Source organism: Actinomadura decatromicini, from assembly GCF_008121305.1.
Lineage (GTDB): Bacteria > Actinomycetota > Actinomycetes > Streptosporangiales > Streptosporangiaceae > Spirillospora > Spirillospora syzygii.
Window position 1 is genome coordinate 15,351 of sequence record NZ_VSRQ01000003.1, and the last position, 13,211, is coordinate 28,561.

Here is a 13,211-nt window from a genome sequence, read left to right on the forward strand (position 1 = left end):
TGGGGTGCTCCTTCAGGAGAGGGGGCCGGTGACGGCCTCGGCGGCGGCGACCAGGGAGCCGTCCCTGACCAGCTCTGTCGTGGCGGCGATCTCGGGCGCGAGGTAGCGGTCCGGGCCCGGCGGCGGGACGGCCTCGCGCAGCCGGGCGACCACGGCGGCGGTCGCCGGGCCGGGCCGCAGCGGGGTGCGCAGGTCGAGCGCCCGCGCGGCGGTGAGGATCTCGATGGCGACCACCTGCGCCAGGCCGTCCACCGACCGGCGCAGCTTGCGGGCCGCGTTCCAGCCCATGGACACGTGGTCCTCCTGCATGGCCGAGCTCGGGATCGAGTCGGCGCTCGCCGGGGCGGCGCGGCGCTTCAGGTCGGACACGATCGCGGCCTGCGTGTACTGCGCGATCATGTGCCCGGAGTCGACGCCCGGGTCGTCGGCGAGGAAGGCGGGCAGCCCGGCGGAGCGGGCCTTGTCGAGCATCCGGTCGGTGCGCCGCTCCGACATGGACGCGACGTCTGCGGCGGGCACGGCGAGGAAGTCCAGCACGTACGCGATCGGCGCGCCGTGGAAGTTGCCGTTGGACTCGACGCGCCCGTCCGGCAGGACGACCGGGTTGTCGATCGCGGACGCCAACTCCCGTTGGGCGACGAGCTCGGCGTGCGCGAGCGTGTCGCGGGCCGCGCCGTTGACCTGGGGCGCGCAGCGCAGCGAGTAGGCGTCCTGGACGCGGGTGCAGTCGGGTCCGCGGTGCGACTCCATGATCTCCGAGTCGCCGAGCAGCGCCCGCAGGTTCGCGGCGGACGCGGCCTGCCCCGGATGCGGCCGCAGCGCCTGGAGGTCGGCGGCGAACACCCGGTCGGTGCCGAGCAGCGCCTCGACGCTCATCGCGGCGGCGACGTCGGCCGCCGTGAGCAGCGCGCGCAGGTCGTTGATCGCGAGGACGAGCATGCCGAGCATCCCGTCCGTGCCGTTGAGGAGGGCGAGGCCCTCCTTCGCGCCCAGCGTGACCGGGGTGATCCCGGCCTCGTCCATCGCCTGCGCGGCGGGCTTCAGCACGCCTTGCGCGTCGCGAACCGAGCCCTCGCCGATCAGCGCCAGCGCGACGTGCGCGAGCGGCGCGAGGTCGCCGGAGCAGCCGAGGCTGCCGTGCTCGAACACCTGCGGCGTGATGCCCGCGTTGAGCAGCGCCGCGAGCGTCCGGACGGTCATCGGCTGGACGCCGGTCCGGCCGGTGGCGAGCGTCCGCAGCCTGAGCAGCATCAGCGCCCGGACCACCTCCCGCTCCACCTCGGGACCCGTCCCGGCCGCGTGCGACCGGACGATGTTCAGCTGCAACTGCGCCCGCTTCTCCGGGGCGATGTGCCGGGTCGCGAGCGCGCCGAACCCGGTGGACACGCCGTACACCGGCGTCGGGCGCGCCGACAGCTCCTCGACGTGCGCCCGCGCCTCCCCGACCAGCTTCAGCGCCTCCTCGGTCAGCGCGACCTCGGCGCCGTTCCGCGCGACGGCGACGACCTCGGCGAAGTCCAGCGGTTCCGGGCCTACCGCGACGCGTGCGTCCCCCATGTCCAAACCCATACCCACCATTAAGGGGCCCCGGCGCCGTCCGGCCCAGCCCCGGACGCGGCGATGTGTCTCAGATACGAGACAATGCCGGGATGAGCCAGGTCCCCGCCGCGCGCCGCGCGCTCGCCGTGCTGCGCCTGATGGCCGCGGCGCCCGGCCCGCTGCCCGCGTCCGCGATCGCCCGCGCCCTGGACCTGCCCCGCTCCAGCGCCTACCACCTGCTCGCCGCGATGGCCGAGGACGGCTTCGTCACCTACCTCCCCGAGGAGCGCCGCTGGGGCCTCGGCGTCGCCGCGTTCGAGATCGGCTCCGCCTACCTCCGGCACGAGCCGCTCGAACGGCTGGCGCGCCCCCTGCTGCGCCGCCTGGTCGACCGGCTCGGCGAGATCGTCCAGCTGGGGGTCCTGCACGGCGCGGAGACCCTCTACCTGCTCAAGGAGCAGCCGCCCCGGCACGCGACCCTCGTCACGGACGTCGGCGTCCGGATGCCCGCCCAGCTCACCGCGAGCGGCCGCTCCATGCTCGCCCACCTGCCCCCCGCCCAGGTCAGGGCCCTGTTCCCGGGCCGCTTCGTGGACCGGACGGGCTCCGGCCCCCGCTCGCTGCGCGAACTCCGCCAGGTCCTGGCCGAGGACGCCCGGCGCGGCTGGTCGGCCGAGGACGGCCACATCACCGAGGGCTTCGCCAGCATCGCCGCGTGCGCCTTCGACCACACCGGCCACCCGACGGCCGCGATAACGGTCACCTTCCGCCGCACCGACCACCCGCCGTCGTCCTGGCCGTCCTTGGCGCCCCCCGTCCGCGAAACCGCCGCCCTCCTGACGACCCGCCTAGCCGGCCGCCCGCCCAAGCCCCACTGACCAGGAGACGGCCCGCCGAGGCCCGCACCCCTCCATGTGAATTCAGTGGGGGATGGGGATTTCCACCTTTGGGAGGTCGGGGGGCGGGGTGCGCCATTCGCCGGTCAGGAGCACGCTCATCGTGTAGATGTGCCAGAGCTGTTTGATCCAGCGTTTCGGGCGGTCGCGGACGCCTGTCATCAGGGCCTCTCTGTCGACGATGTCGAAGAGGGTTTGGGGGCCGTCCAGGATCTGGTCCAGCAGGATTTTGCGGAAACCGTCGTCGTAGGAGACACGCCAGTTGAAGGCCGCCGTCCTGCCCCGGGCCGGGGGGACGGCGCGGGCCCGCCACGCGCGCCTTCCGAGGAGCCGGGGCTTCTGCTCGCGGTCGAAACGCCACCGCTTGCCCTCCGGCTGGATGTCCTCCAATTGCGGCGCGAGTTCCCGGATCAGCAGGTAGAACGGGTATTCGGTGCGCCGCCAGCGCGGTTCGAGGGCCGTCGCCTCGCGGACCACCCGGTTGTCGAAGAACGGGTGGTAGTACGGGGAGTTCATGAGCGTCGCGCTGTGCGAGCCGACGATCCAGCGTCCGGTGCGGTAGTACAGGTAGAGCTTGTCGAGGACGTCGAAGGCGTCGGTCTCGGCGAGTTCCGCCCAGGGCCGGTGCCCGGCGGCGGCGCGGGCGTTCGCGTCGGCGGTCAGGATCGGTCCGGCGGCGTGGAAGATGAGGTGGACGCGCTTCTTCAGCTTTTCGGGGCTGATGTCGTCCTGGTCGTAGAGAAAGCCGCCGCGCAGCGTCTCACCGCCCGATCCCGAGGTGGCGGGAACCATTCGGTAGGGATGGAACCTGACGACGTTCTCGTAGGCGGAGTTCATCCCCTCGCACGTGCGGATGACGTGCGCGGCCCTGCTGAACGGGTGCTCCACCATCACCGATTCCTTCGGCCCTTCGGGATGGGTCAGGTTCACGTTGTGCTCGATGCCGAGGGCCGTTGCGACCTGGGTGGCGAGAATGACGTCCGGGTCGTCCGCGAAACCGTGCGTCGAGCCGGTGAACGGGACCCCGGCCGCCTTCAGCACCGCGGCCATGAGGCGGCTGTCCCTGCCGCCCGAGAGCGAAAGGGCGATCGGTTCGCGATGCCTGGCCAGGGGCGCCACCGAGTCGACGAGCGCCTCCGCCAGCGGACGGATCAACTCCCGTTGAGCCCGGCCTTTTCCCCGCAGTGTCCGCACCTCTGTAATGGGCTGCCGCCGAATGGCCGTCGGCCGTCCCGGAGCCGCCGTCAGCACCGATCCGGCCGGGAGTGCCTGGACGCCGCGGAACGGCGTGTCGTCATTGGTGAAGAACCCGTGCCGGATTATCGGATGCAGGACTTCGACCGCGAGGTCCATTTCCGGTTCCTCGACCCCCGTGTCCACGGCCCGCGCCACGAGGTGGACCAGCAGTGAGCGGCTGCCGACCACCCGCACCCCCGCCGCCTCCGCGTGGTAGACGGGGCAGACGCGGGCCATCGACGTCGCGGCCTCGACGCCGTCCTCGCTCGCCCGGAAGGCGGCGAAGACGCCGCCGAGCCCCGCGGCGGCGGCGCCGAGGTCGTCCTCGTTGAGCAGCAGGTCGCCGTCCCTCTTCGACTCGGCGAGGTAGCCGCAGTACCCGAGCCTGCGGCCCGACCCGCCGATCATGGTGGGGGGCAACAGTTCCTCGTCCGGCTCGTTGGACCAGCCGAACAGCGCGGTCTGGCCGTCGGGCGCCGTCCACTCCACGGGCCGGACGACTTCCGGCGGGACCGGGAACGCCGCGCCGACGGCGCGCCGGGCAGCGCGGAGGGCCACCGGCGGAATGCGTTCGCGCACTTCACGGGCGGCGAGCAGCAGATAGACGCGCACATCCGAAGACGATCACATCCCCGCCGGACCGACGCCGTGGAACGGTGCACTTAACTCGAAGTTTGCCCGCCCTACGCCGGGCGGAGGCCGAATCACCTGCCCATCGGACGGCCGCAACCATCGGTGACCGCCTGGTGCCCTTGTCCATCACGGCTCCTGATCATCAACAATCACTTGAATAGCGCCTTTGATAGGATTTACGGCACCTTGATCACCAGGGAGCACCGATGGACGAGGCCCTTCCAGACGACCCGGAAGAACGGCTGGCCAAGGCCCGCGAGCGGTTGAAGTCGCTGCACGATGAGCCGAATTCCGGGCTGCCCGAAAATGGATCGCCGTCCGACCGCGGAATCGGCGCGGCGGACGAGGAAAGGGTCCGGGCGACCGCCGTCGCCGGACGCCTGACCGGCCTGGAAATCGACCCTCGCGCGATGCGGAATTCACCCGCGGAACTGGGCGAACACATTGCGGCCGCCGCGAACGCCGCGCTGGACGACCTGCGCGCGCGGTCGGCGTCCGCCAGCACGGAGCCGGTCGTCGACCCGGCGGCGCTCGTCCAGACGCTGCGCGCCGTCCAGGAGCAGGGCATGCGCCAGATGGCCCTGATCAACCAGGCCGTCGGCGAGGCGCTGGCGAAGGCGCGGGCGAGCATGCGATGAGCTACGAACGCGCCACCGACGACCTCGACAAGGTGCTGGGCGACGTCCTCGACGCCGCGGCCCAGGCGCAAACGACCCCGCCTCCCCCGGACGAGGAGAGCGAGGGGCACGACCCCGACCGGACCGTCCGGGCGGTCGTCTCCCCGGACGGCCGGATCACGTCCGTGGAGATCGGCCCCCGCGCCGCGCGGCTGAGCTCGCAGGAGATCGCCGAGCGCGCCGTCGCCGCGATCAACGCCGCCCTGGACGGCCTCTCGACCCGGTCGGCCGCCTTCGGCGGCGCCGACCTGACCGCCCGCCTCCGCGAGGCGCAGGACCTCAGCGTGCGCCAACTCACCGAGTACACGGAGTCTCTGCGCGACTCGATCAACGCCCTGGGACGGAGCTGAGCGAAAATGGGCATGCCCGGATACGAGGTCGATCCCGAGGGAATCCGCCGATCCGGAATCGGCATCGGCTCCTCGGCCCAACAACTGAAAGCCGACTGGGAGGCGTTCCAAGGCGAACTCGCCGGATTCGGCGAACCGTGGGGAACCGACGACATCGGCTCCCTCATCGGCGGCGTCTACCAGGCCATCTACGAAGTCGCCGTCGAGTGCTACAACGAGAACCTGAGTTCCATGTCCGAGGACGCCGAGGCCGTCCAGGCCGTGGCCGCGAACCATTTCGCCGCCGAACAGTACAACGTGACGGAGATCAACCGCGTCCGGGACGTGCTCGGCTGATGGGCCTGCAGTTACCCGGCGAACTCCGCTCCCTCCTGTCGATGCTGGGCTACACCTGGCCCGAGGCCGACGAGGTCAAGCTCATGGAAATGGGCGGCGCCTGGCTGCGGTTCGCCGGCTCCCACTCCGGCCCGCTCGGCGAGGCCGACTCCCAGGCCCAGCGCGTGTGGCAGGCCAACAAGGGCGACGACATCGAGGCGTTCCGCACGTCCTGGACCGCCGACGACTCCCCCAACAGCAACCTCCAGGACTTCACCACCGCCGCCAACATCATCGGCGCCGGCCTCATGATCTGCGGCGGAATCGTCCTCGCCCTGAAGATCAACGTGATCGTCCAACTCACCATCCTCGCCATAGAGATAGCCCAGGCCCTCGCCACCGCCGGCCCCACCTTCGGCGCCTCCCTGGCCGAAATCCCCATCTTCAAAGAAATAACCGGCGCCCTAATAGACATAATCATCGACCAGGCCCTCCAGGCCATCCTCAATGGCTAAGGGCGGCCCTCGTGAGACGAATTACCTTACTGCTCATCGCCCTGTTCCTGACATCCGCACTTCGGCGGCGCGCGCACGGCGGCGCGGGCGGGGCGGGATTGTTCGAGCCCGCGGTCCGGTGGATGCGCCGCAAGGTGCAGCGGAGCAGGAGGCACCACCACATCTTTCGCGGAGAGATCAGGACGGCCCGCGGAGGCCCGTTGCAGGGCCAGCGGGTGCCGGGCGGCTACCACCATCGGTTCATGGGGCAGGACTGGCCGGATCGCAGGATCGGAAACGTCACCGCGACCGGTCCGCATGGCACCTATCGCGCCCGAGTGCAGATGCGGGACGACAATGGGCAATGGGTCGACAAGCCGTTCCCCAGTACGTTCTTTCCGGACAATTGGACGCCGCAGAGCGTCGATGGAACCATCCGAAAGGCGTTCGACGGACACACGGTGACGCAATTCGACCGACATGGGAATCCGCGCCGCTGGCAAGGCATGGCGGATGGTATCGTTGTCGAGGGATCTTTTCATCGCAACGGTCGCGACTGGGACTCGGGCTGGCCGGTCTTCTAATATCGAAATGAACAGAGATGGCGACGACGAGAATCAGGTTCTTTCACAACGAGTTCGGCGTGGCGGCAAGCGAACCGACCCACCCCGACTACGGCGCGCTCGGGTCCATGCTGACCAGTGATGTGCAGAGCGATGTGACATCCTGCCTGGACGTACTCGCCTGGATCGAGGACGTATGGCACGGCCCCGACGACCAGAACTCCTGGCAGGGAAACTCCTGGCGCGTGGTCGTGGACGGACAGGGAATACATCTGTCCGACCTCTACTCCGACGACTGGACCGGGGATTACCAATTCAGCGAGGTGCACGAGATAGCGCTCGCCTACCTCGCTTTCATCTCTCCGGACGGGCCCACGCTTCGGACGGCGTTGAACACATGGGAAAGCGAGTGGAAGCGCTCGCACCCGTGCCGGGACCACCTGGGCTGAGCGACCGACGGCCAACGAGCCGCTCCGCCGGTGGCCGCCGCCCGCTGCATCCCCCGGAAGGGGCGGGTGGAGCGGAGCGGGAGGCCGCGCGTAGCCCCTGGCGCGGTCCTCCCGTTCCGGCTAGCGGACTTCGGGGGTCAGCCGAAGTCGAGGTCGGAGCACTGGTAGAAGGCGTTGCCGGTGTCGGCGATGTCCCAGACGGCGAGCAGGATGTGCCTGCCGGTGCGCTGCGGGAGCGTGCCGCTGTGGACGGTCGGGTTGGACGGCGGGCGCCCGTTGTCCTTCGTCGCGATGAAGGGGACGAGGTCCAGCGAGGCGCGGGTCAGCGGCTGCGTGCTGTTCCAGCCGTCCTTGGTGAGGAAGTAGCGGAACGACGTCGTCGCGTGCGCGGCGGTGAACTTCCAGCTGATGCTGAGGTTGGAACCGCTCGTGACCTTCGTCGCGGGCCAGCCGGTGCCGCCGCGCTGGTCGTCGAGCGGGCTCCAGCGGGAGTCGGCGCCGGCGCAGATCGTGCCGTCGCGCGGGCCGCTGTTCGGGAAGCCCTTCGGGCCTTCGACGCCGTCCGGGTCCCACTGGACCTGGCCGCAGTTCTGGACCTTGTGGGTGCCGCACAGGTAGCTGCGGCTCGGCGGCGACGTGGTGTAGCCGTGCGAGAACGCCGGCACGGCGAGTGCCAGCGGCAGGCCGACGGTGACGGCCGCGGCCACGGCGAGGCTGGTCTTCCTTGGCATCCTGCTTCTCCTTGGCGGGAGGTACGCGGGGGTACCCGGAGGCGGAGGCGAGCCGACTCTTCAGCCAACTCTAAGGAAACTTTCCTTTAAGTAAGGTGGGGGCTCCGCGGCGGCGCGTCAAGCCGTCCGGCCGAATCGGGCACGGCGCGCCGCGAATCTGGCACGTTCTGCACAGCGGTCCCGGGAACGACGGAGGCCCGCCGCTCCAGGTGGGGGCGACGGGCCTCGGAAGCGGAAGAGGTCAGGCCAGGCCGGACTTCTTCAGCCACTCCTCGGCGACCTTCTCCTGGTCGTCCTTGTCGATGGCGATGCGCTTCATCATGTCCAGGAGGTCCTGGGTGGTGAGCTTGGCGGAGACGGCGTTCAGCGCCGCCTTCGCGGTGTCGTTCACGGCCTTCTTGTTGACGAGGGGCGTGACGTTCTGGGCGCTGAAGACGTTCTTCGGGTCTTCGAGGACGACCAGCTTCTTCTCCTGGATCGTCGGGTCGGTGGTGAAGAGGTCGGCCGCCTGGATCTTGTTCTCGGTGAGCAGCTTCACCAGGGTGGCCTGCGCGCCGGCGTCGAACGGCTGGAACTTCTTGAACTCCAGCCCGTACACCTTCTTCAGGCCGACGAGGCCCTGCTGCCGGGTCTTGAACTCCGACGGGCCCGCGATCGTCAGCTCGTTGGCGACCGGGCCGAGGTCGGTGATCGACTTCAGCTTGTACTTGGCGGCGGTCTGCGGGTTGACGGTGACGGAGTCCTTGTCCTCGGCCGGGGACGAGTTGAGGATCTCCACGCCCGCGGGCAGCTTCGCCTTCAGCTCGGTGTTGATCTGATCGGTCGTCGAAGCCTGGCTGTCCTTGTTGACGGACGTCGTCAGCAGCGCGCCGTTGTACTCCGGCATGACGCCGATGCCGCCCTTGACGACCTGGTCGTAGTAGACCTCGCGGGCGCCGATGTTGAACTTGCGGGTGACCTTGACGCCCTTGGCCTCAAGGGCCTGCGCGTACAGCTCGCCGATCAGGTTGCTCTCGGGGAAGTTGGCGCCGCCGACGATGACGGTGCCGCCGCCCCCGCCGCCCGACAGCGGGTTCTTGTCGTCGCCGCCGGAGTCCCCGTCGCCACAGGCGGACAGCGCCAGGGCGGCCACGAGGCCGACGACCGCGCCACGGATGAGTTTGTGCATTTTCCTGTTTGCCCTTCGGTCGGTCAGGAGGAACGGGCGGAGCCGAGCAGCCCCGGCGAGACGACGAGACGGCGCAGGCCCGCGAACACCAGCTGGACGACCAGCGCGAGCAGCACCACGAGCACGGTGCCGCCGACGACCAACTGGTAGTCGCCGCGGGCGAGCCCGTCGATGATGTAGCGGCCGAGGCCGCCGAAGCCCGGGTACGCGGCGATCGTCGCGGTCGCGACCACCTGGATCGCCGACGTCCGCAGCCCGAGCAGGATCAGCGGCAGCGCCATCGGCAGCTCCGCGTGCCAGAGGACGCCCCAGCCGGTCATGCCCATGCCGCGTGCCGCGTCCTTGGCGTCAGCGTCCACGCCCCGGACGCCCTCGAACGTGTTGACGAGGATCGGCGGGACGGCCAGCGCGACCAGCGCGACGAGCACGGGCGTGATGCTGTACTCGATGACGACGACGAACAGCACCAGCCCGAACGTGGGGATCGCGCGGGCGACGTTGGCGACGCTGATCGCGAGGAATCCGCCGCGTCCGGTGTGCCCGACGAGCAGCCCGAGCGCCAGCCCGATGACCGCCGCGAACAGCAGCGACACCCCGCTGTAGTAGAGGTGCTGGAGCAGCCGGTGCGGGATGCCGTCACCGCCGTGCCACTGGGACGAGGCGGTCAGCCACGTCCAGAACAGGTCGATCTGGTTCCAGAGGTCGTTCATGCGGCCCTGCCTTTCTGGGGGACGCCCCCCAGACCCCCGAAGTGGGGACGCCATGGTCCTCGCTTCGCTGCGGTCATGACGCCCTCCCCCGCGCTCGCGCCCAGGGCGTGAGCACGCGTTGGAGCGTTACCAGGAGTGCGTCCGTGATCAGGGCCAGCAGGACGATCAGGACGGTCGCGGCGACGATCTGCGTCTGGAACTGGAGCTGGTAGCCGCGGATGATGTCGTAGCCGAGCCCGCCCTGCCCGATGAGCTGGCCGACCGCGACGAGGCTGATGGACGACACCGCCGCCACCCGCGTCCCGGCGATCACGATGGGGACGGCGATCGGCAGCTCGACCCGCAGCAGCCGGCGCAGCGGGCCGAAGCCCATCGCGGTCGCCGCCTGGCGGACGGGCTCGGACACCGACGCCAGGCCGTCCACGACGTTCGGGACGAGCACCGACAGGCTGTAGAGCGTCAGCGGGATCATCACGGTGGACGCGGTCAGCCCGGTGTACTGGATGAAGATCATGAACAGCGCGAGCGACGGGATCGCGTACAGCACGTTCGCGATGGTCAGCGTCGGCGGGTAGAGCCAGCCCCAGCGGCGGCACAGCACGCCGAGCGGCAGCGAGATGAGCAGCCCGAACACGACCGGCAGCAGCGCGAGCCGCAGGTGGATGAGGGCGTGCTCGGTCAGCGTGTCGCGGTGGTCGCCGATCCAGGCCCAGTCGATGTCCATCAGCCGTCGTCCTCCGGGCCGGACGAGCCGTGGGTGGGGACGGCGAGCAGGTCGGTGCCCGCCGCCGTGCCGACCACCGCGCCGTCGTCGTCGACGCCGACCGCGAGCCCGGCCGGGGACAGGACGGCCGCGTCCAGCGCGACGCGCACCGAGTCGGCGCCGACCCGGAAGGTGGCGCCGACCGGGTCGAGCCTCGCCTCCGCGAGCGTGCCCTCGGCCCCGGCGGGCCGCGTCCAGCCGAGCGGCCGCCGCTCGTCGTCGACGACGAGGACCCAGTCGAGGCCGGCGGCGTCGGCGGCGTCGGCCGAGCCGGGCCGGACGGCGTCGTCGCTGAGCCGCAGCCCGCTCGTCGTCGCGAAGGACAGGGTGCGGATGCCGCGGTTCTGGCCGATGAACCCGGCGACGAAGTCGTCGGCCGGGTGGGCGAGGAGGTTCTCGGGGCTGTCGACCTGGACGAGCTTCCCGCCCGTCTGGAACACCGCGATCTTGTCGCCGAGCTTGATGGCCTCGTCGATGTCGTGCGTGACGAACACGATCGTCTTGTGCAGCTCGTCCTGGAGGCGGAGGAACTCGTCCTGCAGCTCGGCGCGGACGACGGGGTCGACGGCGCTGAACGGCTCGTCCATCAGCATGACCGGCGGGTCGGCGGCGAGCGCCCGCGCGACGCCGACGCGCTGCTGCTGGCCGCCGGAGAGTTGGAACGGGTACCGCCTGGCCATCGTGCGGTCGAGCCCGACCCGCTCCATCAGCTCCAGCGCCCGCTCGCGCGCCTTCTTCTTGTTCCACCCCAGCAGGTAGGGGACGGTGGCGATGTTGTCCTCGATGGTGCGGTGCGGGAACAGCCCGGCGTGCTGGATGACGTACCCGATGCCGCGCCGCAGCTCGGCGGGGCGCTTCTCGCGGACGTCCTCGCCGTCGACGAGCACCCGGCCGGACGTCGGCTCGACCATCCGGTTGATCGTCCGCAGCGCGGTGGTCTTGCCGCCGCCGGACGTGCCGACGAACACGGTGATGCGGCCCGTGGGGCATTCGAGGCTGACGTCGTCGAGCGCGACGGTGCCTCCGGGATAGCGCTTGGTGACGCCCTCAAAGGTGATCAACGATTCACGTCCTCGTGGGGGCGCCCTCGACGCCGATGATCGACTCCGGCCTTCTCGACAAACCGTAACCGGGGATACGGTCAGGTTGGTGTACCGGCTTGTCCGGAACTTCAGTTGTTGAGCATATCGACCAGGAATCCAGGGAAAGTAGCTGCGGGGCGTGGAGAACGGCCGAATCGTTATCGACGGGACGGCGCTGACCTGCGCCGAGGTGGTACGCGCCGCGCGGGGGGATGTGACCGTTTACATATCCCCGGACGGTGTCGAACGCGCAGCTGAGGCGAATCTGGTGGCCGCCGAGGTCGCCGCCGCGCAGCCGGTCTACGGCCGGACGACCGGCGTCGGCGCCAACCGCGTCGTGGACGTCGAGTGGGAGGACGCCGACGCGCACGGCCTGCGCCTGCTGCGCAGCCACGCCTCCGGTGCCGGGCCGCTGGTCGCGCCGGAGATCGTCCGGGCGATGCTGACGGTGCGGCTGAACCAGATCGCGGCGGGCGGCTCGGGGGTGGAGGCGGGCGTGCTCGGGGCGCTCGCGGACGTCCTCAACCTGGGGCTGCTGCCGCCCGTCCCGGTGCACGGGGCGATCGGCACCGGCGACCTGACCGCGCTCGCCTCGACGGCGCTCTGCCTGCTCGGCGAGCGTGCCTGGCTCACCGGGCCGGACGGCGCGCCGGAGCGCGGCCCCGGCTACCGGCTGCGCTCGGCCGACGCGCTCGCGTTCATCAGCTCCAACGCGGCCACGCTCGGGGAGGCCGCGCTCGCCGTGGCGGACCTGCGCGAGCTGCTCGCCGCGTCGACGGTGGTCGCGGCGCTGTCGCACTTCGCCGTCCGCGGGTCGATCGAGCCGTACGCGCAGCAGGTGCAGGACGCCTGCCCGCACCCTGGCCAGCAGGACGCCGCCGCGGCCATGCGGGCGCTGCTCGCCTTCGACCAGCCCGCCCCGACGCGGATCCAGGACCCGTACGGCTACCGCGCGTTCCCGCAGGTGCACGGGCCCGCGCTGGAGGCGGCCGCGTACGCCGAGGAGGTCGTCACCCGCGAGCTGAACGCCGCCGCCGAGAACCCGCTCGTGGACGTCCAGGGACGGACGGTCTGGCACAACGGCAACTTCCACACCGCCTACGTCGGCCTCGCCCTGGACGCGGCCCGCGCGGCCCTGTTCCAGACGATGGCGCTCGCCGCCGCCCGGCTCGGGACGCTCGCCGAGCCGTCGTTCACCGGCCTGTACCCGTTCCAGGGCGAGACGGAGGCGTCGTCCGGGATCATGATCCTGGAGTACGTGGCGCACTCCTGCCTCGCCGACGTCCGGCGGCTCGCCACCCCGGCGGCGCTCGGCAGCGCGGTGCTGTCGCGCGGCGTGGAGGAGCACGCGGGCTTCTCGACCCAGTCGGCGCGCGCGACGACCGACGCCGTCGCCGCCTACCGGCTCGGGCTCGGCTGCGAGCTGGTCGCGGCGGCGCGGGCGCTGCGGATGCAGGGGCGGGCGCCGTCCGGCGGGCCGCTGCGCGCGGCCCTCGCGCTGGCCGACGGCGTCCTCGACCCGCGCGTGGCGGACCGTCCGCTGGACGCCGACATCGCCGCCGCCGCGGACCTGCTCCCCCGCCTGGCCGCCCTGCACCCGTGACC

General features: G+C 71.0%; 15 protein-coding genes. 8 read left to right on the top strand and 7 right to left on the bottom strand.

The features are described 5' to 3' along the window. Positions 1–12: 12 nt before the first annotated feature. Positions 13–1,557 (bottom strand): histidine ammonia-lyase, encoded by a 1,545-nt coding sequence (gene hutH / locus FXF68_RS13840; protein ID WP_148759422.1) that lies wholly within the window; start codon positions 1,555–1,557, stop codon positions 13–15. A gap of 92 nt (positions 1,558–1,649) precedes the next feature. On the opposite strand from hutH, the gene FXF68_RS13845 reads away from it, so the two are divergent. After that, the gene (locus FXF68_RS13845) at positions 1,650–2,417 is read left to right on the top strand and encodes an IclR family transcriptional regulator (RefSeq protein ID WP_148759423.1); all 768 of its coding nucleotides are present in this window, start codon (positions 1,650–1,652) and stop codon (positions 2,415–2,417) included. 42 nt (positions 2,418–2,459) lie between these two features. Here FXF68_RS13845 and FXF68_RS13850 read toward each other — a convergent pair whose 3' ends face one another. Then, positions 2,460–4,283 carry an asparagine synthase-related protein gene (locus FXF68_RS13850; RefSeq protein ID WP_148759424.1) on the bottom strand — a complete coding sequence of 608 codons (1,824 nt, stop codon included), beginning with the start codon at positions 4,281–4,283 and terminating at the stop codon, positions 2,460–2,462. 227 nt (positions 4,284–4,510) lie between these two features. Between FXF68_RS13850 and FXF68_RS13855 the strand changes: the two genes are divergently transcribed. Genes FXF68_RS13855 through FXF68_RS13880 form a run of 6 tightly spaced genes read left to right on the top strand, consistent with a single transcriptional unit; the run spans position 4,511 to position 7,152 of the window. Next, positions 4,511–4,942: a YbaB/EbfC family DNA-binding protein gene (locus tag FXF68_RS13855; protein ID WP_148759425.1), complete on the top strand. Its 432-nt coding sequence runs from the start codon at positions 4,511–4,513 to the stop codon at positions 4,940–4,942. Then, positions 4,939–5,331 carry a YbaB/EbfC family nucleoid-associated protein gene (locus FXF68_RS13860; protein ID WP_148759426.1) on the top strand — a complete coding sequence of 131 codons (393 nt, stop codon included), beginning with the start codon at positions 4,939–4,941 and terminating at the stop codon, positions 5,329–5,331. Before FXF68_RS13855 ends, FXF68_RS13860 begins: the two co-directional genes overlap by 4 nt. A gap of 6 nt (positions 5,332–5,337) precedes the next feature. Beyond that, positions 5,338–5,667 (top strand): hypothetical protein, encoded by a 330-nt coding sequence (locus tag FXF68_RS13865; protein ID WP_148759427.1) that lies wholly within the window; start codon positions 5,338–5,340, stop codon positions 5,665–5,667. Further along, positions 5,667–6,161, top strand: coding sequence for a WXG100-like domain-containing protein (locus FXF68_RS13870; RefSeq protein ID WP_148759428.1), 495 nt, complete (start codon positions 5,667–5,669; stop codon positions 6,159–6,161). Before FXF68_RS13865 ends, FXF68_RS13870 begins: the two co-directional genes overlap by 1 nt. An 11-nt stretch (positions 6,162–6,172) precedes the next feature. After that, on the top strand, positions 6,173–6,724 hold the full coding sequence (locus FXF68_RS13875; protein ID WP_148759429.1) for an EndoU domain-containing protein: 552 nt from the start codon (positions 6,173–6,175) through the stop codon (positions 6,722–6,724). 59 nt (positions 6,725–6,783) lie between these two features. Continuing rightward, positions 6,784–7,152 carry a hypothetical protein gene (locus FXF68_RS13880; RefSeq protein WP_187437917.1) on the top strand — a complete coding sequence of 123 codons (369 nt, stop codon included), beginning with the start codon at positions 6,784–6,786 and terminating at the stop codon, positions 7,150–7,152. A gap of 137 nt (positions 7,153–7,289) precedes the next feature. Here the strand turns inward: FXF68_RS13880 and FXF68_RS13885 are convergent, their stop codons facing one another. The 5 genes from FXF68_RS13885 to FXF68_RS13905 form a co-directional block, all read right to left on the bottom strand. Continuing rightward, a complete protein-coding gene (locus FXF68_RS13885; RefSeq protein ID WP_148759431.1) occupies positions 7,290–7,883 on the bottom strand; it encodes a lytic polysaccharide monooxygenase auxiliary activity family 9 protein in 594 nt (197 codons plus the stop codon). A gap of 241 nt (positions 7,884–8,124) precedes the next feature. Beyond that, positions 8,125–9,051, bottom strand: coding sequence for an ABC transporter substrate-binding protein (locus FXF68_RS13890; protein WP_148759432.1), 927 nt, complete (start codon positions 9,049–9,051; stop codon positions 8,125–8,127). 23 nt (positions 9,052–9,074) lie between these two features. Next, entirely contained in the window at positions 9,075–9,761 is a 687-nt protein-coding gene (locus FXF68_RS13895; protein WP_148759433.1) for an ABC transporter permease, read from the bottom strand. A 73-nt stretch (positions 9,762–9,834) separates the two neighbouring features. Beyond that, positions 9,835–10,485 carry an ABC transporter permease gene (locus FXF68_RS13900; protein WP_148759434.1) on the bottom strand — a complete coding sequence of 217 codons (651 nt, stop codon included), beginning with the start codon at positions 10,483–10,485 and terminating at the stop codon, positions 9,835–9,837. After that, positions 10,485–11,585, bottom strand: coding sequence for an ABC transporter ATP-binding protein (locus FXF68_RS13905; RefSeq protein ID WP_148759435.1), 1,101 nt, complete (start codon positions 11,583–11,585; stop codon positions 10,485–10,487). The genes FXF68_RS13900 and FXF68_RS13905 overlap by 1 nt, the downstream gene beginning before the upstream one ends. Before the next feature lie 160 nt (positions 11,586–11,745). On the opposite strand from FXF68_RS13905, the gene FXF68_RS13910 reads away from it, so the two are divergent. Next, entirely contained in the window at positions 11,746–13,209 is a 1,464-nt protein-coding gene (locus tag FXF68_RS13910; protein ID WP_148759436.1) for an aromatic amino acid ammonia-lyase, read from the top strand. Positions 13,210–13,211: the final 2 nt, after the last annotated feature.